Genomic DNA, 22,646 nt, shown 5'->3' on the forward strand with positions numbered 1-22,646 from the left:
CTGGACGACGTCGTGCCGTGCGCCCGGCCCGTGGACGCCCGCCGCGCCGGGGCCGCCCCGACCGGGGTCACTCCGGTCGGCGGTCCTCGCTGGGCCAGGTGAGCACGATGCTGGCGCCGCCGCCGGGGGCGTCGCCGATGCTGACGGTGCCGCCGTGGGCACGGGTCAGGCCCCCGACGATGTACATGCCCAGGCCCGTGCCGCCACGCGCCCCGCCCTTCCAGAACTTGGTGAAGACGCGGCGCCGCAGGTCGAGCGGGATGCCCTCGCCCTCGTCCTGCACGACGAGCCGGACCCCGGCGTGGTCGTGGTCGGGGCCGAGCGGGTCCAGCGTGACCGACACCGTGCCCTCGCCGTGGCGCACGCCGTTCTCGACCAGGTTGGTGACGACCTGGGTGAACTTGTCGGGGTCGGCGGAGATCTCGGGCAGGTCGGCGGCGACGTACAGGGCCAACGGGCGCGAGGTGCCGGCCTGCACCGACTCCACGATGCGACCGGTCAGCACGGCGGCGTCGCTGGGGCGGGGGTAGAGCTGCAGTCGCCCGGTGTCGATGCGGGCGACGTCGAGCAGCTCGGCGATGAGGCGGCTCAGCCGGTCGGAGTCGGCGCTGACGGTGGTGAGCATCAGCTTCTTCTGGTCGTCGCTCAGCTTGTCCCAGCGGTTGAGCATGGCTTGGACGAAGCCCTTGACCCCGGTCAGCGGGGAGCGCAGCTCGTGGGCCACCGTGGCCACCAGGTCGGAGCGCTCCCGGTCGAGCCGGGCCCGGCCGCGACCGGAGCGGAGGGTGACCACCACGCTGCTCACGGGGCGGTCGAGCGCCGGGCGGTGGATGCGCGCGGCCACGAGCACCTCGGTGCCGTCGGGCAGCAGCCACGACTGCTCCGGCACGGCCGTGCGCGTCACCAGCCCCCGGTAGGGGCAGTTGTGGTCGAACCACGCCGCGCCGTCCTGGTCCTGGAGGGCCAGCACCTCGGCCAGGCCACGCCCCACCCCGTCGAGGGCGCTACGGCCGAGCATCTGCACGGCCACGCGGGAGACGAGCGTGACGCGGCCCTCGGCATCGGCGACGACGACGCCGTCGGGCAGGGAGTCGGCGAGCTGCTGGGCGTCCACGCGGCCCACCCTAGGCCCCGGCGAGCCACCCCACCGGCTGCGCGAGGGACAGGTCAGACGCGGTGGGCGCGGGCGGAGGCGTAGAGGCAGAGCGCCGCGGCGGTAGAGAGGTTGAGGCTCTCGGCCCGCCCGAGGATCGGGATGCGGACCCGGTGGTCGGCCAGTGCCGCCAGCTCCTCGGGCAGTCCCCACGCCTCGTTGCCGAACAGCCACGCGGTGGGGGCCGCCAGCAGGTCGTCGGCCTCGAAGAGGTCGACCTCGCCGGCGCCGTCGGCGGCGAGGACCTGCAGCCCCGCGGACTGCGCCCGGCGTACGGCGTCGGCCGGTTCGGCCGCCACGGCGACCGGCACCTGGAACAGGCTGCCGACGCTGGCGCGCACCGTCTTGGGGTTGTAGGCGTCGACCGAGCTGCCGGCCAGCACCACGGCTCCGGCTCCGGCGGCGTCGGCGGTGCGGACGACGGTGCCGGCGTTGCCGGGGTCGCGCACGTCGGCGCAGACGGCCACCAGGCGGGGCGCCGGGTCGAGCAGGTGCTCCAGCGGCCGGTCGAGGAACCGGCACACCGCCACGACCCCCGCCGGGTTGACGGCGTCGCTGAGCGAGGCCAGGGCGCGCTCGTCGACGAGGGTCCAGGCCGCGTCGGCCCGCTCGGCCGCCGTGGCGAGCGCGACGTGGCGCTCGGCGGCGGCGGGCGTGGCGAAGACCTCGACCACGCAGCCGGGCACCGCGAGGGCCGACTCGACGGCCTTCGGACCGTCGGCAAGGAACAGCCGCCGCTCGGATCGGGCCGAGCGGCGGCTGAGCTTGCGCGCTTCCTTGACGCGACCGTTGCCGGTCGTCAGGGGGACGGTGGTCAGGCCGAGGCCTCCGCCTTGGGCGCGTTGACGTCGGCGGGCAGAGCGGCCTTGGCCGTCTCCACCAGCGCGTTGAACGCAGCGACGTCGTTGACGGCGAGCTCGGCGAGGATCTTGCGGTCGACCTCGACGCCGGCCAGGTTGAGGCCCTGGATGAAGCGGTTGTAGGTCATGCCCTGCGCACGCGCGGCGGCGTTGATGCGCTGGATCCACAGCTTGCGGAAGTTGCCCTTGTTCTTGCGGCGGTCGTTGTAGCTGTAGACCAGGGAGTGGGTGACCTGCTCCTTGGCCTTGCGGTACAGGCGCGAGCGCTGGCCGCGGTAGCCGCTGGCGCGCTCGAGGGTCGTCCGGCGCTTCTTCTGGGCGTTCACTGCCCGCTTGACGCGTGCCACGTTGTTACTCCTTGTTGCGGTGGAAGATCTGAGGTGGTGCCGACCGGGTCGGCGTGGGCGGTCGCGACGGGCGCGGCCACCAGGGGCGGACGAGGGTCAGAGACCCAGCATCTTCTTGGCGCGCGGGACGTCGGCCTTGGCGACCTCCACGGTGCCGGTGAGGCGACGCGTGACCTTGGAGGCCTTCTTCTCCAGGTTGTGGCGCTTGCCGGCCTTCTCGCGGAGGATCTTGCCCGAGCCGGTCACGCGGAAGCGCTTGCCGGCACCGGAGTGGCTCTTGTTCTTCGGCATCTGTATCTCTCTCTCGTCGTCAGCCACGGGCACGGTGGTGCCCCGGCGGGAGTCTCAGGCCTCGATCTCGGGATCGAGGTTCTCGGAGCGGCCACGCTCCTTCTTCTTGGCCACGGGCCCGGCGGCGTGGGCGGCGTCGCGCTCGGCGCGCTCACCGGCCTCGAGCGCGGCACGCTCGGCGGCCTTGGTGTCCTTCTGGGCCTGCATGTCGACCTTGGCCTCGGCCTTCTTCTTGTGCGGGCCCAGGACCATGATCATGTTGCGGCCGTCCTGCTTGGGCGAGGACTCCACGAAGCCCAGCTCGGTGACGTCCTCGGCCAGACGCTGCAGCAGACGGAAGCCCAGCTCGGGACGGTGCTGCTCACGACCGCGGAACATGATCGTGATCTTGACCTTGTCCCCGGCGCGGAGGAACCGCACGACGTGACCCTTCTTGGTCTCGTAGTCGTGGGCGTCGATCTTCGGACGAAGCTTCATCTCCTTGATGATCACGTTCGTCTGGTTGCGACGGGCCTCGCGCGCCTTCTGGGCGTTCTCGTACTTGAACTTGCCGTAGTCCATGAGCTTGCAGACCGGCGGACGGGCCATCGGGGCGATCTCGACGAGGTCGAGGTCGGCTTCCTGGGCAAGGCGCAGCGCGTCGGCGGTGGGAACGATGCCGACGGTCTCGCCACTGGGGCCAACGAGGCGGACCTCGGAAACCCGGATCCGGTCGTTGATTCGAAGCTCGGTGCTGATGTGTCCTCCTGGTTGGGATCTGTCCGGAGGCCTCGCGCCGTCCACGCACGGCGTGGAAATGAACAAAGGCTCCCGCTGGTGACCCAAGCGGAAGCCAGTCGCGACACGTCTCCCCGGCCGGGTGACGCATCGTCTGCCGAGGGCCCGCGCCATGCTGGCACGACGCGTGGTGGATCCTCGGTAGACCGGTGACCCGACGACCTGTGCCTCGGACTGCTCCGTGGCGGCGGTCGGTGCGGGTGGGAGACGTGTGCTGCTGGTCCCCGCTTGGAGATCGGCCCCGTCGCAGCGTGCACGGCGGGACTGATCGGTCAACACCGGACCTTAGCCGAGCATTCCGACCTCACGCCAATCACCGGGCCGGCGCCCACCGCCCCGCCTGAGGTGTCAGCCGACCGGGGGGTCGGCGTCGGGGCGCACCCATCCCGAGCGCTCGCCGACGCGCGCCAGCGTCCACCCGGCCGCCAGCGCCTCGAGGTCCTGACCCTCGATCGCCACCACCACCGGGCCGGCCAGGTCGACCACCAGGGCGGCGGCCTCCTCCTGCACCGCAGACAGCGCCGCACCCGACGCCGGCACCGGCACCGGCCGGGCCTGCGGGTCCCAGGCCGCCATGGTCTCCAGCGAGGTGAAGGCCAGCAGGGCGCGCCGCCCGTCGCGGCCGGTCATCAGCACCGCAGCCATGTCGCTGGTCTTGTCGTGGGCCAGGCCGGCGTCGTCGACCTCGACCTCGCCGAGCACGGCCACCACCGGCACCAGCAGGCGCGAGGTCGACAGGGCCGCGAGGGCGTCGACGTAGGCACCCCGGTCGGAGGAGTACGCCGCCAGGGCCGCCACCACGTCGGGGGCGGCACGCCCGTCGTCGTCGGGGAAGGCCGGCCCCTGCAGCTGGCGGGGCAGGCCGGGCGGCTGGTCGCTCACCCGTCCATCCTCCCCGACACGGCGATGCACGGCGAGCCGGGGGTGAGACCGGAGGGGCGGCCGAGCGCGCGGTGCGTGATCCTCATCGTAAGTCGAGTGTCTGAGTTGACTTACAGGTATTGGTTTGCAGAGGGTGGAGCCATGACCGTGACCCCCGTGCTCGCCGGCCCGGCCGCGCCCACCCCCACGACCCCACCCCCACGACCCCTGCGACGTCCCCGCCTGCGGCACTTCCGCCGGTGGGTCTCCCCCCTCGTGATCCTCACGCTGTGGCAGCTCGCCAGCAGCACGGGGCTCCTCGACCCCCGCAAGATGGCCTCACCCGTCGAGATCGCCGTGCGCTCGGTCGAGCTCGTCAGCGACGGCACGCTCGGCCCGGCCGTCCTGGCCTCTCTGGAACGGGTCGGACTCGGCTTCGCGATCGGCGCCGTGATCGGCGTGGGCCTGGCCCTGGTGGCCGGGCTCTCCCGCCTCGGTGACGATGCGGTCGACCCGCCTCTGCAGATGCTGCGGACGCTGCCCCACCTCGGCCTCGTGCCGTTGTTCATCGCGTGGATGGGGCTGGGCGACACCCCCAAGGTCGTGCTCATCGCCATGGGTGTGCTGTTCCCGCTCTACCTCAACACCCTCGGCGGCATCCGCAGCATCGACCGGAAGACGATGGAGGTGGCCAAGGCGCTGCACCTCACCCGCATGCAGCGCATCCGTCATGTCGTCCTCCCGGGTGCCATGCCGCAGGCCCTCGTCGGCCTGCGCCAGAGCCTGGGCATCGCGTGGCTGACGCTCATCGTGGCCGAGACCCTCAGCGCCACCTCGGGGCTCGGCTTCATGATCAACAACGCCCGGGAGTTCCTCCAGATGGACGTGATCGTGGTCGGGCTCGTGACCTACAGCCTGCTCGGCCTGCTCACCGACGTCGCCGTCCGCCACCTCGAGAGAAGGGCCCTGTCATGGCGTTCCTGAAGTCCCGCTCCGCCGCCCGCGACTCCGCCGGGAGCCGCTCGGCCCGACGGGGGGCTCCGGCCCTCGACGCCTCCCTGGTCGCCCGGGTCCGCTCCCACCACCGCTCCTTCGGCCAGACCCACGTGCTCAAGGACGTCGACCTCGACATCGCCCCCGGCGAGTTCGTGGCCCTCCTGGGTCGGAGCGGCTGCGGCAAGTCGACGCTGCTGCGCAGCCTCGCCGGGCTCGATCCCGCCCCCGTCGACGAGGTGCAGGTCAGCGGACGCACCTCGGTGGCCTTCCAGGAGCCGCGGCTGCTGCCGTGGCGCGACGTGCGCGAGAACGTCGCCCTCGCGCTGCTCAACGCCCCCGAGCGAGCCGACCGGCACCGCCTGGCCGACGAGCGGATCACCGAGGTCGGCCTCAGCGGCAAGAGCGACGCCTGGCCGCTGCAGCTCTCCGGCGGTCAGGCCCAGCGGGTCTCGCTGGCCCGCGCGCTGGTCAGCAACCCCTCGCTGCTGCTGCTCGACGAGCCGTTCAGCGCCCTCGACGCGCTGACCCGCATCGAGATGCACCAGCTCGTCATCGACCTGTGGCGACGCCACTCCATGGCCATCCTCATCGTGACCCACGACGTCGACGAGGCGCTCGCCCTGGCCGACCGGCTCATCGTGCTCGACGGGGGCAAGGTCGCCGACTCCTGGCGGATCACCCTGCCGCGCTCGGACCGCGACCACTCCCAGCCCGAGATCGCCCGCACCCGCTCCGCGGTGCTGCAGGCCCTCGGCGTCAGGCCCACTCCCCCCAACCCGAACCGTCAGACCCAGAAGCAAGGTGCCGCATGAACCACGTCTCCCCCACCTCCCCGCGCCACGTCGGACGCCGACTGCGACGCCGTGGCCTGCTCGCCGGTGCCGTCGCCGCCGGGCTGCTGCTCACCGGCTGCGGTGGCGGCACGGGCAACGAGGACGCCGTCGCCGACGACGGGTCGGTCGACCTCAGCAAGGTGACCCTCATCGTCGGTGACCAGCGCTCCAGCAGCGTGCGCGCGCTCCTCGAGGCGGCCGACCTGGCCGACACGCCCTACGACATCGAGTGGAAGGAGTTCACCTCCGGCCCGCCGATGCTCGAGTCGATCAACGCCGGGGCCGTGCACGTCGGGCTCGTCGGCAACACCCCGCCGCTCTTCGCGGCCGCGGCCCAGGGGCAGTTCAAGATGGTCCAGGCCGTCACGTTCTCCGGCAAGGGCGACGCGATCCTCGTGCCGAAGGACTCCCCCATCGAGTCGGTGGCCGACTTGGCCGGCAAGGACGTCGGGGTGGCCGTCGGCAGCTCGGCCAACTACCACCTGCTGGCCCAGCTCGGCGAGGCCGGCGTGGGCTACGACGAGATCGAGGTCAAGAACCTCCAGCCAGCAGACGCGCTGGTGGCCTTCACCACCGGCAGCCTCGACGCGTGGGCGGTGTGGGACCCCTTCACCTCCCAGGCCGTCATCGACGAGGGCGCCCGGGTGCTCGTCGACGGCGAGGGGCTGGTCAACGGCTACAACTTCCAGGTCGCCTCCGACGAGGCCATCGACGACACCGCGACGGCGGCCGCCCTCGAGGACTACCTCGCCCGGGTCACCGAGGCGCAGCTGTGGTCGGGTGAGCACCAGCAGGAGTGGGCCGACGTGTGGGCCGAGCAGACCGGCCTGACCCCCGAGGTCACGCTGGCCGCGGCCAAGCAGCGCCCGGTCACCATCGTGCCGATCGACGAGGAGGTCATCGCCTCGGAGCAGGAGATGGCCGACGCCTTCACCGAGAACGGGCTGCTGCCGGAGTCGGTGGACGTGGCCGACTACTTCTCCGACGCCTTCAACGACGTCACCGCCACCCAGCAGAGCCCGACCGCCGGAGCGGCCCGCTGATGCCGGGCGCGAGGCTCCACTGGTTCCTGCCGACCTCCGGCGACAACCGCGGACTCGTGGGCGCAGGGCAGGGTGTGCCGACCTCCGTGCGTGCGGGTCTCGACGAGACCGTCACCCACGGCTTCCGGGCGCCCGACATCGACTACCTCGCCCAGGTCGCACGTACGGCCGAGCAGCTCGGCTTCGAGGGGGTGCTGACCCCGACCGGCACGTTCTGCGAGGACGCGTGGCTGACCACGGCGGCACTCATCCGCGAGACCACCCGGCTGAAGTTCCTCGTGGCCTTCCGACCCGGTGTGGTCAACCCGGTGCTGGCCGCCCAGATGGCCGCGACCTACCAGCGCATCTCCGGGGGCCGGCTGATGCTCAACGTCGTGACCGGCGGTGAGCCGCGCGAGCAGGCCCGGTTCGGTGACACCGCGGCCAAGGAGGTGCGCTACGCCCGCACCGAGGAGTTCCTCGCCGTGGTGCGTGGCACCTGGTCGCAGGCGCCCTTCGACTTCGACGGGGACCACTTCCGCGTGGAGGGGGCGATGGTCAGCGGTGGCATCGACCCGGTGCCCGACGTCTACTTCGGTGGCTCCTCCGGACCGGCGGGCCCGGTCGCGGCCAAGCACGCCGATGTCTACCTCACCTGGGGCGAGCCGCCGGAGCTGGTGGCCGAGAAGATCGCCTGGATGCGCGAGCTGGCCCGGGCCGAGGGTCGCACCCTGCGCTTCGGGCTGCGCGTGCACACGCTGTCGCGCGACACGAGCGAGGCCGCCTGGGCCCACGCCCAGACCCTGCTCGACGGCCTCGACCCCGCGACCGTGGCCGGGGCCCAGGAGGCCCTGCGGGCCAGCGAGTCCACGGGGCAGCAGCGCATGCTGGCCCTGCGCGACGGGCGCACCAGGTTCGACTCCGCGCGTGAGCTCGAGGTGTCGCCCAACCTGTGGACCGGCGTCGGCCTGGTGCGCGGAGGCGCCGGCACCGCCCTCGTGGGCAGCCACGACGAGGTGGCCGCCCGCCTCGCCGACTACCACGCGGTGGGCGTCGACGAGTTCATCCTCTCCGGCTACCCGCACGTGGAGGAGGCCTACTGGTTCGCCGAGGGGGTCATGCCTCGGCTGGCCGCCCTGGGCGTCACCGGGGCAGGCGCCGCGACGGGCGCGCGCGAGCCGGTGGCCGCCGGACGCTGACCCCGGCGCGTCGCGCGCCACACCGAGCACCACCCGACCCCGGGTCTGCTCGGAGGCCCGGGGTCGCTCGCGTGTGTCAGGCTGAAGGGGTGGACGACGCCGCCTGGGCCGCACTGACCCTCACCCTCACCGCGCTGGGCGCGGTGGGCACCTGGCTGGTCTGGCGGCGACGCGGCCCGGCTCCCGCCCTGCGCGTCGGCGGGCTGACCCTGCTGCCCCTGGCGGCCTACCTCACCGACACCCTGCAGATGGCCACCCGCATCGGCACCGCCGTCTCCGACTGGGCGGCCGGCCTCGTGCTGAGCCCGGTCGTGTGGACCGGGATCGTGCTGGCCGGCGTGGGGGTCGGCCTCGTGCTGCTCGCCGGGTCGCTCACCGCCCGCGGCATCGGGGTGCGCGGCGTGCAGCGCGAGGGCGCCGTGGGCCCGGCCCGCGGCGCGGCCCTCGCGGGCGCCGACGGCTCCGCCGCACCGACCCGGACGACCCGGGCGAGCCGGGCCGACCGGAAGGCCGCCACGGCGAGCGGGGCCGGCAAGGGCGAGCCCGCCATCGACGACGACCTCGCCGACATCGAGGCCCTGCTGCGCAAGCGCGGCATCTCCTGACCCCCGCCCGGAGCGCCCGGGTGGTGCTCGACCTGGCCCGGGAGCGGGCGCCGCGGCTGGGCGGCTCGCGGCTGGTGTGCCTCGACGGGCCGGCCGGGTCGGGCAAGACCACCCTGGCCGTGGCCCTGGCCGACCTGGCGACCTCCGCGGGGCTCGACGCCCACGTCGTCCACATGGACGACCTCTACGACGGCTGGGACGGGCTGCCCCGCGTCGGCGAGGCGCTCGCACCGCTGCTGGGCCCCCTCGCCACCGGGGCCCCCGGCCGCTACCGCCGCTACGACTGGCACCGGGCGGCCCTCGCCGACACCGTCACCGTGCCCCCGGCTCCGCTGCTGGTGCTCGAGGGCGTGGGCTCGGGCCTCGCCGCGTGGTCGCACCACCAGACCCTGCTGGTCTGGGTCGAGGCCCCGTCGGCCTTGCGACTGGCGCGCGGCCTCGAGCGCGACGGTGCCGACCTGGCCGACCGGTGGCGGGCGTGGCGCACGGCCGAGGACCTCCACCACACCGCCGACCGCACCCGGGAGCGGGCCGACCTCGTCGTCGACGGCACCGGTCGGACGCCTCCCGGGCCGCCGGGCGAGGCGCCCTAGGGTGGAGCCCATGCGTGCTCCCAGCGGTGACCAGTTCGAGATCGCCGGCGGCGGCTACCGCGCCGTCGTCACCGAGAGCGGGGCCGCGCTCCGCACGCTCGAGCACGCGGGACGTGCCCTCGTCGACGGCTTCGCCGAGGAGGAGATGACCTCCGGCGGGCGCGGCCAGCTGCTCATGCCCTGGCCCAACCGGCTGCGCGACGGCCGCTACCGCTGGGGCGGACGCGAGCACCAGCTCGCCCTGACCGAGCCCGGCCGCGCCAACGCCTCCCACGGGCTCGTGCGCTGGGTGGCCTGGACCGCCGAGGAGCACACCGGCCACTCGGTGTCGCTGTCCTACCGCCTCATGGCGCAGAGCGGCTACCCCTGGACGCTGGACCTGCACGTCGTCTACGACCTCTCCGCCGACGGGCTCACCGTGACCCAGACCGCCAGCAACACCTCGACCACGCCCGCCCCGTGGGCCAGCGGGGCCCACCCCTACCTCCGCGTCGGCGCCGGCCCCGTCGACCCCCTCGAGCTCACGCTGCCGGCGGCGACCCGGATCCTGGTCGACCCCGAGCGGCTGCTGCCGGTCGGCACCGAGGAGGTCGAGGGCACGACGTACGACTTCCGGGTGGCGCGGCCGCTGCGCGACCTGCCGCTCGACGACGGCTTCACCGACCTCGTGCGCGACGACGACGGCACCGCCACCGCCGTGCTGCGCGACCCGCGCTCCGGCGAGGGCGTGGCGCTGTGGGTCGACCGCCACCACACCGCGCTGCAGGTCTACAGCGCCGACGAGGTCGCCGCCACCGCGCGGCGCTCGCTGGCCGTCGAGCCGATGACGGCTCCCGCCGACGCCTTCTCCTCCGGCACCGGTGTCGTCACCCTCGGCGCCGCCGGTGACCCCGACGACTCCTTCTCCGCCACCTGGGGCATCCGCGCGCTGGACTGAGCCGCCGCGCACCACTTACCGACCGTTGCGACCACTACCCGACCGTCGTGACGGTCAGGTAGTGGTCGCAACGGTCGGTAGGACGCCCCGGTCGGGGGCAGCTCAGCGGGGCAGCTCGGCGGCCAGGGCGCGGAGCTGGCGGGCGTGGGCCTGGGCGCGGGCGCCGTCGGAGCCCTGGATGCCCATCACCGCGGCGGTCGTGCCGTCGGCGAGGTCGAGGGTCACCCACGGGGCGCCCGGCGGGAGGTTGACCGAGACGATCTGCGGCCAGCTGTACTCGCGGCGGCGGTAGCCGTTGACCACGATCAGCCGGTCGCGCTCGGCCACGACGCGGGAGCGCACGAGGGCGAACATGCAGGCGTAGCCCAGCCCCACCAGCACGAAGAGCGTGCCGATCTGGAAGGCCGTGAACTTCGCCTGGGTCTCGTCGTCGAAGCTGAACCACGCGGCGGCGAACATCGCGAGCAGGCCGACGCCGAGCACCGCGCCGACGATGCGCGGGCCCAGCGGGCGCCAGGTGTGGGGCAGGGTGGGCGCGAGGTCGCGTCGCGCCGGACCCTCAGAGGCGGCAGGCATGGATGTCGGTGGTGAGGATGCCGCGGGCGCCGACCTGCCAGAGCTCGTCCATGAGGCGCTGGGCACCGCTGCGCGGCACCATCACCCGCACGGCCGACCAGCCCTCGCGGTGCAGCGGGGCCACGGTGGGGCTCTCGATGCCGGGGGTCAGGGCGACCGCGGCGGCGACCGCCTCGCTGGGGATGTCGTAGTCCATCATCACGTAGGAGCGGGCCACCAGCACGCCCTCCACGCGACGGCGGAAGACCTCGAAGCCGTCGGGAGCGGCCGCGCCGGAGCGGGTGATGACCACCGCCTCGGACTCCAGGATCGTCTCGCCGAACACCTCGAGACCCGCCTGGCGCAGCGTGCTGCCGGTCTCGACGACGTCGGCGATCGCGTCGGCCACACCGAGCTGGATGCTGGTCTCCACGGCCCCGTCGAGGCGGATCACCGTGGCCTCGATGCCGCGCTCGGCCAGGAAGGACCGCACGACCCCGACGTACGACGTGGCGATGCGGGCGCCCTGGAGCTGGGCCAGGTCGGTGAACGCACCGCGGGGGCCGGCGAAGCGGAAGCGGCTGCGGCCGAAGCCCAGGCGCATGGCCTCGTCGGCCTGCGCCCCGGAGTCCTGGAGCAGGTCGCGCCCGGTGACCCCGACGTCGAGGGTGCCCTCGCCGACGTAGAGCGCGATGTCGCGCGGGCGCAGGTAGAAGAACTCCACGCCGTTGTCGGCGTCGATGAGGGTGAGCTGCTTGGAGTCGTCGCGCTGGCGGTAGCCGGCCTCGCGCAGGATCTCCGAGGCCGACTGCGACAGCGAGCCCTTGTTGGGCACCGCGACACGCAGCAGCGGGGTGGCGGGAGAGGTCATCGGGTCGGCCTTCGCGGGTGCGGTCACAGGTGGGCGTAGACGTCGTCGAGCTCGAGGCCGCTGGCCAGCATGAGGCACTGGGCGTGGTAGAGCAGCTGGCTGATCTCCTCGGCCGTGCGCTCCTTGCCCTCGTGCTCGGCCGCCATCCACGACTCCGCGGCCTCCTCGACCAGCTTCTTGCCGATGGCGTGCACGCCAGCGTCGAGCTGGGCCACGGTGCCGGATCCTGCGGGGCGGGTCCGGGCCTTGTCCTGCAGCTCGGCCCACAGCTCGTCGAACGTCTTCACAGCAGAGCAGCCTAGGCGGTGCCCTCGCGGCGGCGTACGACGGGACCGCGCGGCGGCACCCGCCGTGGCCTGGGCCACGCCGTCCGGGGCGGCTGCGGCCCGGCCGCGGCTGGGGAGCGTCTAGGCCAGCCGGCCGCGGCGCAGCCGCTTGAGCACGTGCGCGGTCTGGAGCGCGGCCGAGGTGGCCTCGTGGCCCTTGTCCTCCTTCGAGCCCTCCAGGCCGGCGCGGTCGAGCGCCTGCTGGTCGTCGTCGCAGGTGAGCACGCCGAAGCCGACCGCGACCTGGTGATCGAGCGCGACGCGGGTGAGACCGTCGGTGGCGGCGTTGCACACGTAGTCGAAGTGGGGGGTGCCGCCGCGCACGACGACGCCGAGCGCGACCACGGCGTCGTAGCCCTGGGCGGCCAGGGTCGCGGCCACGACGGGGAGCTCGAAGGTGCCGGGCACCCGCACGACCAGCGGGTTGCCCACGGAGTACTCCTCCAGGGCGCGGTGGGCCCCGGCGAGCAGGCCGTCCATGACCTCGGTGTGCCAGCTGGCCGCGACGACGGCGACGCGCAGGTCGGAGGCGTCGACGGCCTCGGGGGTGGGTGCTCCGTGGCCGCTCATCGGGTGGCTCCGTTCGTCTCGAGGTCGGTGCCGGCCACCGTGCTGGTGCCGGCTGCGGGGTGGTCGACCCCGCCGTGGAGGTCGGGCAGGACGTGGCCCATCCGGTCACGCTTGGTGAGCAGGTAGGCCAGGTTGTGGTCGTTGGGGTGCGGGGTGAGCGGCACGCGCTCGGCGACGGTGATGCCGAAGTCCTCGAGGTTGCTCACCTTGTCGGGGTTGTTGGTCATCAGCCGCACGCTGGCCACGCCCAGGTCGCGCAGGACCTGGGTGGCGGTGCCGTAGTGGCGGGCGTCGGCGGGCAGGCCGAGGTCGAGGTTGGCGTCGACCGTGTCGCGCCCGCCGTCCTGCAGGGCGTAGGCCTGGAGCTTGGCCAGCAGGCCGATGCCGCGGCCCTCGTGGCCGCGCAGGTAGATCACCACGCCGCGCCCCTCGGCGACGACGCGCTCGAGGGCCTCGTCGAGCTGCGGACCGCAGTCGCAGCGGTGGCTGCCGAAGACGTCGCCGGTGAGGCACTCGGAGTGCACGCGGGTCAGCACCGGCTCCTCGCCGGAGAGGTCGCCGTGCACGAGCGCGATGTGCTCGGAGCCGTCGACGGTGATGCGGTAGCCCACGGCGGTGAAGTCGCCGGCGCGGGTGGGCAGGCGGGTCTCGGTGACCCGCTCGACGAGGTTCTCCACCCGGCGGCGGTGCCGCACGAGGTCCTCGATGGAGATCATGGCGAGGTCGTGCTCGTCGGCGAAGGCACGCAGCTCGGGGGCGCGCTTCATGGTGCCGTCGTCGTTGACGACCTCCACCAGCACCCCGGCGGGGGTCAGCCCGGCGAGGCGGGCCAGGTCGACGGCGGCCTCGGTGTGGCCGCGGCGCACGAGCACACCGCCCTCGCGGTAGCGCAGGGGGAAGACGTGACCGGGGCGGGTCAGCTCCCAGGGCTCGGTGGCGGAGTCGGCGAGCACCCGGGCGGTGTGGGCCCGGTCGGCGGCCGAGATGCCGGTGGACACACCGTCGCGGGCGTCGACGGAGATCGTGTAGGCCGTGCGCAGCTTGTCCTTGTTGTGCGGCGTCATCAGCGGGATCTCGAGCCGGTCGAGCATGTCGGCGGGCATCGGCACGCAGATCACGCCGCTGGAGTGGCGGATGGTGAAGGCCATCAGCTCGGGGGTCGCCTTGGCGGCGGCGAAGATGATGTCGCCCTCGTTCTCCCGGCCCTCGTCGTCGACGACCACGACGGCCCGGCCCGCCGCGATGTCGGCGATGGCGCGCTCGACGCTGTCGAGGCGCACGCCGCCGTGCTGCTCGGCGTGCTGCGCGGTGTAGGCGTCGACCAGGGGCTCGGCCTGCTCGACCGGCTCGTCGTGGGGTGCGGGGGTCTGGGTCATGCGTGTGCTCCTTCGAGGGCGGTCGTCTCCTCGACGACCGTGCGGGTGGCGCGCCACCAGGTGACGAGCCCGGCGACGCAGAAGCCGCCGTAGAACAGGTACATGCCGGCGGTCGGGTAGTAGCCGGCCTGGACGAGGGTGGTGACGCCGACGGCGTCGACGGCGATCCACACCAGCCAGAACTCCACCCAGCCGCGCGCCATGCCGTAGGTCGCCAGCAGCGAGCCGGCGAGGATCCAGGCCTCGGTGGCGGGGCTGTAGGAGCCGATCCGCACCAGCACCTCGTGGGCCACGGCGTAGCCGACCGCCGCGAGGGCGAGCAGCTGGAGCCGCTCGGCCCCGGTGGCCCAGCGCGGCGCGATCGCCCCGCCGTCGCTGCCGGGGCGGGCGTGGCTCCAGCGCCACCAGCCGTAGACGCCGGCCAGGGCGAAGAAGACCTGACGCCCGGCCTGGCCCCACAGCGGCTCGGCGACGGTGCCGCTGATCTCGCCGCTCACGAAGACGGTGAAGAGCAGCGCGTTGCCGACCAGGCCGACCGGCCAGGCCCAGGTGAGGCGGCGCATGCCCAGCAGGGCGCTGGCCAGGCCGAAGCCGTTGCCCACGACCTCGCGCACGCTGAGCGCTCCCCCGCCGACCGGGATCGAGCCGTGCAGCAGCCACTGCACCACGGCGTCGAGCATCAGGCGCCCTCCCCGAGGCGGCGCACCAGCGCGTCGAGGTGACCGCCCACGAGCAGCTTCTCGACGTGCTTGGCCAGCACGTCGGCCTCGAGGTTGACCCGGTCGCCGACGCGGCGCGAGCCCAGCGTGGTGCGGGCCAGGGTCTCGGGGATCAGGCTGACGGTGAAGCTGCGCTCGCCGGCCTCGACCACGGTGAGGCTGACGCCGTCGACGGTGATGGAGCCCTTGTCGACCAGGTAGCGGCCCAGGTCGCCGCCGGGCCCCTGCGGCAGGGAGACCTCGACGACCTCCCAGTGCTCGCTCGGGGTGCGACGCAGCACCTCGCCGACGCCGTCGACGTGGCCCTGCACGATGTGCCCGCCCAGCCGCTTGTCGGCGGTGACCGCACGCTCGAGGTTGACCCGGTCGCCCGGCGCGACGCCTCGCAGGCCGGTCTTGTCGAGGGTCTCCTGCATGACGTCGGCGGTCCAGGTCGTGGCCGTGCGCTCCGCGACGGTCAGGCAGCAGCCGTTGACCGAGATCGAGTCGCCGAGACCGGCGTCCTCGAGCACGACCGAGGCCTCGACGGTGAGGCGGATCGCGTCGCCCTGCTCCTCGACGGCGGCCACGGTGCCGAGCTCCTCGACGATTCCGGTGAACATCAGCGGGTCCCTCCTGGGATGGGCGCCGGCGTGGCTGCCGGCTGGTCGACGGGGTGCTCGGCGTGGTCGGACCCGCGCGGGGCGGGCACCAGGGTGAGGCGTACGTCGGGCTGCTCGCCCTCCACGCCCTCGATGACGGTGACGTCGGTGAGCACCGGTCGCAACGCTGCGGCGACGGTGCTGATTCCGAGGTCGCCCACGGCGCTGGCGCCCGCCCCCAGGAGCACGGGGGCGACGTAGGCGACGATCTCGTCGACGAGCCCGGCGCGCACGAACGCCGCGGCCAGGCGCGGGCCGCCCTCGAGGAAGACGTGGCGGCGCTCGAGCCCGGCGAGCTGGGCCAGCGCGGCCCGGGGGTCGCGGGTGCGCAGGTGCACGGTCTCGGCGGAGCCGTCGAGGACCCGGCGACCCGGCTCGAGGTCGCTCTCCCCCATGACGGCGCGCAGCGGCTGGTGCTGCAGCGGGCGGTCCTGCTCGTCGCGCACGGTGAGCGCGGGGTCGTCGGCGGCCACCGTGCCGGTGCCCACGAGCACCGTGTCGGCGAGGGCGCGCAGCCGGTGCACGTCGCGGCGGCTGGCGCGGCCCGAGATCCACCGGCTGGTGCCGTCGGCGGCCGCGCTGCGCCCGTCGAGGGTCGCCGCCAGCTTCCAGGTCACGAACGGGCGGCCGTGCTCGACCGCGAAGGTCCACACCCGGTTGAGCGCGCGTGCGTCCTCCTCGAGCAGCCCGGCCTCGACCACGAGGCCGGCCGCCCGCAGCGTCTCGGCACCGCCCCGGGCCACCGGGTTGGGATCGGACTGGGCGTAGACGACCCGGCGTACGCCGGCCTCCACCAGCGCCCGCGCGCACGGTCCGGTGCGGCCGGTGTGGTTGCAGGGCTCCAGGGTGACCACGGCGGTGGTGCCGCGGGCGGCCGCTCCCGCGCGGGCCAGCGCGTCGGCCTCGGCGTGGGGCGTGCCGGCCCCGCGGTGGAAGCCCTCGGCCACGGTGGCGCCGTCGTCGGCGAGCAGGACGCAGCCGACCCGCGGGTTCGGCGAGAGCGGCACGCCCGGGGTGGCGGCCAGGGCCAGGGCGCGACGCATGGCCGCCGCCTCGTGCCCGGCGGCGTCGGCGTCAGTCCCACCGGTGCCGTGCCGGGTGCTGTGCCCGGTGCCGTGCTCGCTGCTCACCGCCGCCCCTCTCTGGTCCGCGCTCGGACTCCGGGGCTGACTGCGGTGGTCGACGACGGCACGCGACGCGTGCGTCGACGGGTCACCTGCGTGCACTTCCCATCCGGACTTTGACCGTCGGTCCAGGAGTTCCACCTGGTCAACCGGTCACTGGAGGTGACCGGGTCGCGGACTTTCACCGCCGGCTCGGATTTCCACCGACCCCAGAGCACGCGAGCAATGTTGACTCGTCAGGTGCAGTTTAACCACACCCGTGTCGTCCGCGGGTGTGAGCACCCGCACAGCGGGCTCGGTGCGGCGGCCCGGGGTCGGCGGTGGGGGCCTGCAGCCACGGACGTCATGCGGACCGAGGATGCGACTCCACCCTTCGCGCGACGCCGGCAGGGCCACGCGGCAGGGGCGGGCGCGGGCGGCGGCACAGGCCGCCGGGGGCGGCGCCGCTCAGGCGGTGGCGTCCTCGCGGCGGCCGAAGGGCAGCAGCGCCAGGCCCTGGCGGTCCAGGCCGGCGGGGTCGGCGGCGTCGCCCTCGAGGCGTGCGAAGCCCTCCTCGGCGTAGAGCGTGTCGCCGGCCTCGCGCGCGAGCACCTCGAGGAAGGTCAGCTGGTCCTCGCCCAGGCGCAGGTCGGCCTCCAGGGCGCGGGCGACGTCCCAGGCGTGGAGGGTCAGCTCGAGGGTGTCGTAGGGCGCGGTGGCGGCCAGGGCGGGGTCGTCGGGGATGGCGGCGGCGTAGGTGGCCATCAGGTCGCCGGTGACGTCGCCGGCCAGACGCGCGCCCAGCACGTGCTCGTGGTGCTCGAGCACGTGGGTCACGACGTCGGACACCGTCCACCCCGGGCAGGAGGGCACGGGCCTGACCAGGTCGGCCGCACCGACGCGGTCGAGCACGGCGCGGAAGGTGTGGGCGGCGCGCAGGTAGGTGGCCTGGAGGGTCGGCACGGCTCAGGCCCCCGGGACGTCGGTGCCCGTGGCCGCGGCGCCCGTGGCGGTCTCCGCGGCCGCGCGCAGGCGGCCCACCATCTCGTCGGGGTCGTCGGCGGAGTAGACCGCGGAGCCCGCCACGAAGACGTCGGCACCGGCCTCGGCGCAGCGCTCGATGGTCTCCAGCGAGACGCCGCCGTCGACCTGGAGCCAGGTCTCGACGCCGTGGCGCTCCAGCAGGGCGCGGGTGCGGCGGATCTTGGGCAGCACCAGGTCGAGGAACGCCTGGCCGCCGAAGCCGGGCTCCACGGTCATCAGCAGCACCATGTCGAGCTCGGGCAGCAGGTCGGCGTAGGGCTCGATCGGGGTGGCCGGGCGCAGGCCCATGCTGGCGCGACCGCCGGCGGCGCGGATCTCGCGGGCCAGCCGCACCGGCGCGCGGGCCGCCTCGACGTGGAAGGTCACCGAGGCGCAGCCGGCCTCGACGTACGCCGGGGCGTGGGAGTCGGGGTCCTCGATCATCAGGTGCGCGTCGAGGGGCAGGTCGGTGGAGCGCGCGAGGGCCTCGACCATCGTCGGGCCGAAGGTCAGGTTGGGCACGAAGTGGTTGTCCATGACGTCGACGTGCACCCAGTCGGCGCTGCCGATGCGGCCCACCTCCTCGCCCAGGCGGGAGAAGTCGGCGTTGAGGATGCTCGGCGTGATCTGGATGCCCACGGGGGGTGAGCCTAGGCGAGGGCCGGGGTCGGGGCCTCCCGGGGGCGGGCTCGCGAGGGTCGCCGGACCGGCTCAGCCCGCGGCCAGCAGGTCGTGGTCGCGCACGACGTCGAGGGCCAGCGTGCGGTAGCCGACGCTCCCGAAGAGCACGGTGACCCGGTCGGCCTCCAGCTCGGTGACCACACCGTCGCCGAACTCGGGGTGGTGCACCTGCTCCTGCAGGCGGTAGCCCACCTCGTCGGGGTCGACCGCGTCGGGGACGACCCCGGCGCGACAGGTGTCGCAGCGCCCGCAGGGACCCGCGAGCTGCTCGCCGAGGTACTCCACCAGCACCTGCGAGCGGCAGCGGTCGGTCTCGGCGTAGTGGCGCACCAGCTCGACCCGCGAGCGCTCGAGGTCGCGACGGCGGGTGGCCAGCTCGCGGGCGCCGTCGACCCCGGTGCCCCGCCCGGAGTCCTCGGCGTCGCGCAGCAGGTTGACCAGGCGGCCGGCCTTGCGGCGACCGCAGCCCACCCGCTCGCCGACGAGCTCGACGGGGTCGAGGTCGGCGACGTCGGCGTCACCCTCGGCGCGGGCCGTGTCGAGGGCGTCGAGCGCGGCCCGCGCCTTCCTCAGGTCGCCCCGCGACGGCACGGTGGCCGAGAAGAACCGGCCCAGCGCCAGGTCCTCCTCGCGGTGCACCAGGGTCGCGGTGGCGTCGGCGCCGTCACGACCGGCCCGTCCCGCCTCCTGGTAGTAGGTGTCGGGCGACTCCGGCGCGTGGGCGTGCACCACGAAGCGCACGTCGGGCTTGTCGATGCCCATGCCGAAGGCCGAGGTCGCCACGACGATGTCGACCGCGCCGCCCAGGAAGGCCTCCTGGGTCTCGCGGCGCCGGCGGTGGGCGAGGCCCGCGTGGTAGGCCTCGACCGTGCGGTCGCCGAGGCGCTCGTCGGCGCGCAGCAGCTCGACGTAGCGCGCCGTGGCCGGGCGGGTGCGGCAGTAGACGATGCCCGCGGCGTCGGCGGGGACAGCGAGGGCCGCGTCGAGCACCGCGCGCTCCTGCTCGTCCTCCCCCGCGACGCGCACCACGTCGAGCACGAGGTTGTCCCGGGCGAAGTCGGTGACGACCAGGCGCGGGTCGCGCAGCTCGAGCCGCTCGGCGATCTCCTCGCGCACCGGCGGCGCGGCGGTGGCCGTCATCGCCACCACCCGCGGGCGCCCCGAGGGGCTGGCCTCGCGGTCGCCCAGCTCGTCGAGCAGGGCGCCGAGGCGGTGGTAGTCGGGCCGGAAGTCGTGCCCCCACGCCGAGACGCAGTGCGCCTCGTCGACGGCCACCAGACCCGGGCGGGCCACCGCGAGGCGGCGGCGTACGTCGTCGAGCGCCAGCTGCTCGGGGGCGAGGAAGAGGAAGTCGAGCTCGCCGGCCTCGGCCGCGGCGAGCACCTCCTCGCGCCGCGTGGCGCTCTCGGCCGAGCTCAGCCGGGCCGCCCGCACGTCGCCGCGCAGCGCGTCGAGGTGGTCGACCTGGTCCTGCTGGAGGGCCAGCAGGGGCGAGACCACGAGGGTCAGCCGCTCCAGGATCGTGCCGGCCAGCTGGTAGGTCAGCGACTTGCCCGCGCCCGTGGGCGAGATCAGCAGCACGTCGTGGCCCTCGAGCAGCGCGGTGGTCGCCTCGAGCTGGCCCGGCAGCAGGTCGGCGTGGCCGAAGACGTCGTGGGCGGCGCGGCGGACTCGGTGCTCGGTGGCGGAGGAGGTCACCTGCTCACCCTCGCCCGGCGCCGGCCTCCCGCGGACCGCCCGCAGGGGTGGAGGGGCCGCGCGGTCTCACCCCTTCGGCCCACCCCACCCTGGCCCCCGGGCCCTGGCCCGCGCCCTGGCCCTGGCCCTGGGGGGCTCAGTCCTCCGGGTCGGCCGGCGGGGACGCCCCGTCGCGCTCGTCACGGGCGGCCCACTCGAGCAGCGGCGCGAGGTCGAAGGTGTGCTCGCCGTCGTCGAGCCCCGCGTGCAGGTCGCCGAGCTCGGCGAAGCGGGCCGGGACCGTGGCGATGGTGAAGTCGCGCGGGTCGGCGTCGTCGACCTCGTCCCAGCGGATCGGGGTCGAGACGCGGGCGTCGGGCAGTCCGCGCACCGAGTAGGCCGCAGCGATCGTGTGGTCGCGGGCGTTCTGGTTGTAGTCGGGGAATACCGCCCGGGGGTCGCGGTCCTTGCGCCACCAGGTGGTCGTGACGTCCTGCGGGCTGCGCCGCTCCACCTCGCGGGCGAACGCGAGCGCGGCGCGGCGTACGTCCTTGAAGCCGTGGTCCGGCGCGATCCTCACGTAGACGTGCAGGCCCTTGCTGCCGCTGGTCTTGGGGAAGCCCGTCGCCCCGAGGTCGTCGAGCACCTCGTGGGCGACGTGGGCGACCCGGCGCACCGTGTCGTAGTCGCACTCGGGGCCGGGATCGAGGTCGATGCGCCACTCGTCGGGCTTCTCGGTGTCCTCGCGGCGGCTGTTCCACGGGTGGAACTCCACGGTCGACATCTGCACCGCCCACACCACCGCGGCCAGCTCGGTCACGCACAGCTCGTCGGCCGTGCGGTCCCACCGGGGGAAGTGCAGCCGGACGGTCTCGACCCAGTCCGGCGCCCCCGCCGGCAGCCGCTTCTGGTGCACCTTGGGGCCGGTCAGGCCCTTCGGGAAGCGGTGGAGCATGCAGGGTCGGTCCTCGAGGGCGTGCACGATCCCGGGCCCCACCGCGAGGTAGTACTCGACCAGGTCGAGCTTGGTCGCGCCCGACTCGGGGAAGTACACGCGGTCGGGGTTGCTGACCCGCACCACCCGGCCCTCCACCTCGACCTCGACCGCGGGTGCCTTCGTCGCCATGGCTCGACCTTAGGCGCCACAGGGCGGTGACGAGGGGCGGCGGGCCGCCACGGCCCCTCGTCGGCGGGGCGCGCTACGGCGTGCCGGGGGCGCGCAGCAGGGCCATGAACATCGCGTCGGTCTCGTGGCGGTGGGGCCACAGCTGCAGCGTGCCGGGCAGGGGCCCGGCCGCGTCGGCGACCTGCGGGAGCTGCGCGGCGAGGTCCTCCAGCACCACCCCCGGACGCTGGGCCAGGACCGAGGAGACCACCTCGGCGGTCTCGGCGAGGATCGGCGAGCAGGTCGCGTAGAGCACCACGCCCCCGGGCCGCACCAGGTCGAGCGCCGAGGTCACCAGCGCACGCTGGAGCAGCACCAGGGTCAGCAGGTCGTCGGGGCGACGGCGCCAGCGCGCCTCGGGACGCCGGCGCAGCGCCCCGAGACCGGTGCAGGGTGCGTCGACCAGCACCCGGTCGAAGGAGCCGTGGCGCCACGGCGGTGCCGTGCCGTCGGCCGTCACCACGCCGAGCACCCCGTCGGCACCGCCCAGGGTGCGCGCCACGAGCCGGGCGCGGTGGGGCTGCCGCTCCCCCGCCACCAGCGCGGCGCCACGCCGGGACGCCAGGGCGGCCAGCAGGGCCGCCTTGCCGCCAGGACCGGCGCACAGGTCGAGCCAGCGCTCGTCGGGGCCCTCGAGGGGTGCCTGCGCGAGGGCCTCCGCGACCAGCTGCGAGCCCTCGTCCTGCACCCCGGCGCGCCCCTCGGCGACCGCCACCACCTCGCCCGGGTCGCCGCCCCCCAGCACGACGCCGTACGGCGAGAGCCGGGTCGGCCTGCCGGGCAGCTCGTCGCGGGTCGAGCGACCCGGGCGCGCGACCAGCGTGACCCGCGGGGCCACGTTGTCGGCCGCGAGCAGGTCCGGCAGCTCGCCCGCGGCCTCGCCCAGGGCGCGGCGCAGTGCGGCCACGACCCAGGTGGGGTGGCTCCACGCGATGGAGGCCTGCTTGTCGTCGCTCGCGGCACGGGGTGCGAGCTCGGCGACCCACGCCTCGAGGTCGCGCTGGGCGACCTTGCGCAGCACGGCGTTGCTGAAGTTGCCCGCGCCGTGGCTGACCTTGCCGCGCACCAGGTCGACCGTGGAGCTGATCGCGGCGTGGTCGGGCACCCGCATCGACAGCAGCTGGTGCACCCCCAGTCGCAGGGCGTCGAGCACCTTGGCCTCGATCTTGCGCAACGGCCGGTCGGCGCAGGCGGCGATGACGGCGTCGTAGGTGCCCTGGCGGCGGATCGTGCCCGAGACCAGCTCGGTGGTGAAGGCGGCGTCGCGGCCGCTGAGGCCGGCCTCGCGCAGGACGCCGGGCAGCACCAGGTTGGCGTAGGCGTCGTCGACGCGCACGGCCTTGAGCACCTCGAGCGCCGCCAGGCGTGCCGGGTCGGCCCGCACCTGCCCCCCGGCCGGCCGCCGCGCGGGCGGACGCCGCCCCGGGGCCGCGCCGCCCGCCGCGCGCCGGTCGGCCGGCCCGCT

General features: G+C 74.5%; 26 protein-coding genes and 1 riboswitch. Of the genes, 7 read left to right on the forward strand and 19 right to left on the reverse strand.

Annotated features, from left to right (window positions below):
• Positions 1-67 precede the first annotated feature (67 nt).
• The 6 genes from LPA27_RS15850 to LPA27_RS15875 form a co-directional block, all read right to left on the reverse strand.
• Positions 68-1,114: an ATP-binding protein gene (locus tag LPA27_RS15850; RefSeq protein ID WP_228943057.1), complete on the reverse strand. Its 1,047-nt coding sequence runs from the start codon at positions 1,112-1,114 to the stop codon at positions 68-70.
• A gap of 53 nt (positions 1,115-1,167) precedes the next feature.
• Positions 1,168-1,971: a TrmH family RNA methyltransferase gene (locus LPA27_RS15855; RefSeq protein ID WP_056863006.1), complete on the reverse strand. Its 804-nt coding sequence runs from the start codon at positions 1,969-1,971 to the stop codon at positions 1,168-1,170.
• Positions 1,968-2,360, reverse strand: a complete 393-nt coding sequence (gene rplT / locus LPA27_RS15860; protein ID WP_056862816.1) for a 50S ribosomal protein L20 — start codon at positions 2,358-2,360, stop codon at positions 1,968-1,970. The genes LPA27_RS15855 and rplT overlap by 4 nt, the downstream gene beginning before the upstream one ends.
• A 96-nt stretch (positions 2,361-2,456) precedes the next feature.
• A complete protein-coding gene (gene rpmI, locus LPA27_RS15865) occupies positions 2,457-2,651 on the reverse strand; it encodes a 50S ribosomal protein L35 (protein ID WP_056862815.1) in 195 nt (64 codons plus the stop codon).
• 54 nt (positions 2,652-2,705) lie between these two features.
• Complete coding sequence (infC, locus tag LPA27_RS15870) at positions 2,706-3,542, reverse strand: translation initiation factor IF-3 (RefSeq protein ID WP_267477222.1); 837 nt, start codon at positions 3,540-3,542, stop codon at positions 2,706-2,708.
• A gap of 234 nt (positions 3,543-3,776) precedes the next feature.
• Positions 3,777-4,310, reverse strand: a complete 534-nt coding sequence (locus LPA27_RS15875) for an SseB family protein (RefSeq protein WP_228943058.1) — start codon at positions 4,308-4,310, stop codon at positions 3,777-3,779.
• A 141-nt stretch (positions 4,311-4,451) separates the two neighbouring features.
• On the opposite strand from LPA27_RS15875, the gene LPA27_RS15880 reads away from it, so the two are divergent.
• The 7 genes from LPA27_RS15880 (at position 4,452) to LPA27_RS15910 (ending at position 10,474) form a co-directional block, all read left to right on the forward strand.
• A complete protein-coding gene (locus LPA27_RS15880) occupies positions 4,452-5,273 on the forward strand; it encodes an ABC transporter permease (RefSeq protein WP_228943059.1) in 822 nt (273 codons plus the stop codon).
• Positions 5,261-6,097, forward strand: coding sequence for an ABC transporter ATP-binding protein (locus tag LPA27_RS15885; RefSeq protein WP_228943060.1), 837 nt, complete (start codon positions 5,261-5,263; stop codon positions 6,095-6,097). The genes LPA27_RS15880 and LPA27_RS15885 overlap by 13 nt, the downstream gene beginning before the upstream one ends.
• On the forward strand, positions 6,094-7,161 hold the full coding sequence (locus LPA27_RS15890) for an ABC transporter substrate-binding protein (protein ID WP_228943061.1): 1,068 nt from the start codon (positions 6,094-6,096) through the stop codon (positions 7,159-7,161). Before LPA27_RS15885 ends, LPA27_RS15890 begins: the two co-directional genes overlap by 4 nt.
• Positions 7,161-8,339 (forward strand): LLM class flavin-dependent oxidoreductase, encoded by a 1,179-nt coding sequence (locus tag LPA27_RS15895; protein ID WP_228943062.1) that lies wholly within the window; start codon positions 7,161-7,163, stop codon positions 8,337-8,339. Before LPA27_RS15890 ends, LPA27_RS15895 begins: the two co-directional genes overlap by 1 nt.
• Positions 8,340-8,428: 89 nt before the next feature.
• On the forward strand, positions 8,429-8,944 hold the full coding sequence (locus LPA27_RS15900; RefSeq protein WP_228943063.1) for a hypothetical protein: 516 nt from the start codon (positions 8,429-8,431) through the stop codon (positions 8,942-8,944).
• Positions 8,945-8,964: 20 nt separating this feature from the next.
• Positions 8,965-9,537, forward strand: coding sequence for a uridine kinase family protein (locus LPA27_RS15905; protein WP_228943064.1), 573 nt, complete (start codon positions 8,965-8,967; stop codon positions 9,535-9,537).
• Between the two features lie 10 nt (positions 9,538-9,547).
• The gene (locus LPA27_RS15910; RefSeq protein WP_228943065.1) at positions 9,548-10,474 is read left to right on the forward strand and encodes an aldose 1-epimerase family protein; all 927 of its coding nucleotides are present in this window, start codon (positions 9,548-9,550) and stop codon (positions 10,472-10,474) included.
• A 102-nt stretch (positions 10,475-10,576) separates the two neighbouring features.
• Here LPA27_RS15910 and LPA27_RS15915 read toward each other — a convergent pair whose 3' ends face one another.
• The 13 genes from LPA27_RS15915 to LPA27_RS15975 all read right to left on the reverse strand — a co-directional run bounded on the left by LPA27_RS15915 (position 10,577) and on the right by LPA27_RS15975 (position 22,565).
• The gene (locus LPA27_RS15915; RefSeq protein WP_056862811.1) at positions 10,577-11,050 is read right to left on the reverse strand and encodes a PH domain-containing protein; all 474 of its coding nucleotides are present in this window, start codon (positions 11,048-11,050) and stop codon (positions 10,577-10,579) included.
• On the reverse strand, positions 11,034-11,900 hold the full coding sequence (gene hisG, locus LPA27_RS15920) for an ATP phosphoribosyltransferase (RefSeq protein ID WP_193666496.1): 867 nt from the start codon (positions 11,898-11,900) through the stop codon (positions 11,034-11,036). The genes LPA27_RS15915 and hisG overlap by 17 nt, the downstream gene beginning before the upstream one ends.
• Positions 11,901-11,923: 23 nt before the next feature.
• The gene (locus LPA27_RS15925; RefSeq protein WP_056862810.1) at positions 11,924-12,187 is read right to left on the reverse strand and encodes a phosphoribosyl-ATP diphosphatase; all 264 of its coding nucleotides are present in this window, start codon (positions 12,185-12,187) and stop codon (positions 11,924-11,926) included.
• 120 nt (positions 12,188-12,307) lie between these two features.
• On the reverse strand, positions 12,308-12,796 hold the full coding sequence (gene ribH, locus LPA27_RS15930) for a 6,7-dimethyl-8-ribityllumazine synthase (RefSeq protein WP_056904338.1): 489 nt from the start codon (positions 12,794-12,796) through the stop codon (positions 12,308-12,310).
• On the reverse strand, positions 12,793-14,172 hold the full coding sequence (locus tag LPA27_RS15935) for a bifunctional 3,4-dihydroxy-2-butanone-4-phosphate synthase/GTP cyclohydrolase II (protein WP_228943066.1): 1,380 nt from the start codon (positions 14,170-14,172) through the stop codon (positions 12,793-12,795). The genes ribH and LPA27_RS15935 overlap by 4 nt, the downstream gene beginning before the upstream one ends.
• On the reverse strand, positions 14,169-14,852 hold the full coding sequence (locus tag LPA27_RS15940; protein WP_056862808.1) for a nicotinamide mononucleotide transporter family protein: 684 nt from the start codon (positions 14,850-14,852) through the stop codon (positions 14,169-14,171). The genes LPA27_RS15935 and LPA27_RS15940 overlap by 4 nt, the downstream gene beginning before the upstream one ends.
• Positions 14,852-15,493, reverse strand: a complete 642-nt coding sequence (locus tag LPA27_RS15945; protein ID WP_056862807.1) for a riboflavin synthase — start codon at positions 15,491-15,493, stop codon at positions 14,852-14,854. Before LPA27_RS15945 ends, LPA27_RS15940 begins: the two co-directional genes overlap by 1 nt.
• Positions 15,493-16,575 (reverse strand): bifunctional diaminohydroxyphosphoribosylaminopyrimidine deaminase/5-amino-6-(5-phosphoribosylamino)uracil reductase RibD, encoded by a 1,083-nt coding sequence (gene ribD / locus LPA27_RS15950; RefSeq protein WP_228943069.1) that lies wholly within the window; start codon positions 16,573-16,575, stop codon positions 15,493-15,495. The genes LPA27_RS15945 and ribD overlap by 1 nt, the downstream gene beginning before the upstream one ends.
• Before the next feature lie 173 nt (positions 16,576-16,748).
• Positions 16,749-16,878: riboswitch (FMN riboswitch) on the reverse strand.
• A gap of 225 nt (positions 16,879-17,103) precedes the next feature.
• On the reverse strand, positions 17,104-17,598 hold the full coding sequence (locus LPA27_RS15955) for a maleylpyruvate isomerase N-terminal domain-containing protein (RefSeq protein WP_056862806.1): 495 nt from the start codon (positions 17,596-17,598) through the stop codon (positions 17,104-17,106).
• 3 nt (positions 17,599-17,601) lie between these two features.
• Entirely contained in the window at positions 17,602-18,297 is a 696-nt protein-coding gene (rpe, locus tag LPA27_RS15960; protein WP_228943067.1) for a ribulose-phosphate 3-epimerase, read from the reverse strand.
• Positions 18,298-18,369: 72 nt separating this feature from the next.
• On the reverse strand, positions 18,370-20,037 hold the full coding sequence (locus LPA27_RS15965) for a RecQ family ATP-dependent DNA helicase (protein ID WP_228943068.1): 1,668 nt from the start codon (positions 20,035-20,037) through the stop codon (positions 18,370-18,372).
• A 136-nt stretch (positions 20,038-20,173) separates the two neighbouring features.
• On the reverse strand, positions 20,174-21,142 hold the full coding sequence (gene ligD / locus LPA27_RS15970) for a non-homologous end-joining DNA ligase (protein WP_056862803.1): 969 nt from the start codon (positions 21,140-21,142) through the stop codon (positions 20,174-20,176).
• A gap of 73 nt (positions 21,143-21,215) precedes the next feature.
• Positions 21,216-22,565: an RsmB/NOP family class I SAM-dependent RNA methyltransferase gene (locus tag LPA27_RS15975; RefSeq protein ID WP_228943070.1), complete on the reverse strand. Its 1,350-nt coding sequence runs from the start codon at positions 22,563-22,565 to the stop codon at positions 21,216-21,218.
• Positions 22,566-22,646 lie beyond the last annotated feature (81 nt).

It is taken from the genome of Nocardioides sp. Leaf374, assembly GCF_916862475.1.
In the GTDB taxonomy this organism is placed as follows: Bacteria; Actinomycetota; Actinomycetes; order Propionibacteriales; family Nocardioidaceae; genus Nocardioides; species Nocardioides kribbensis.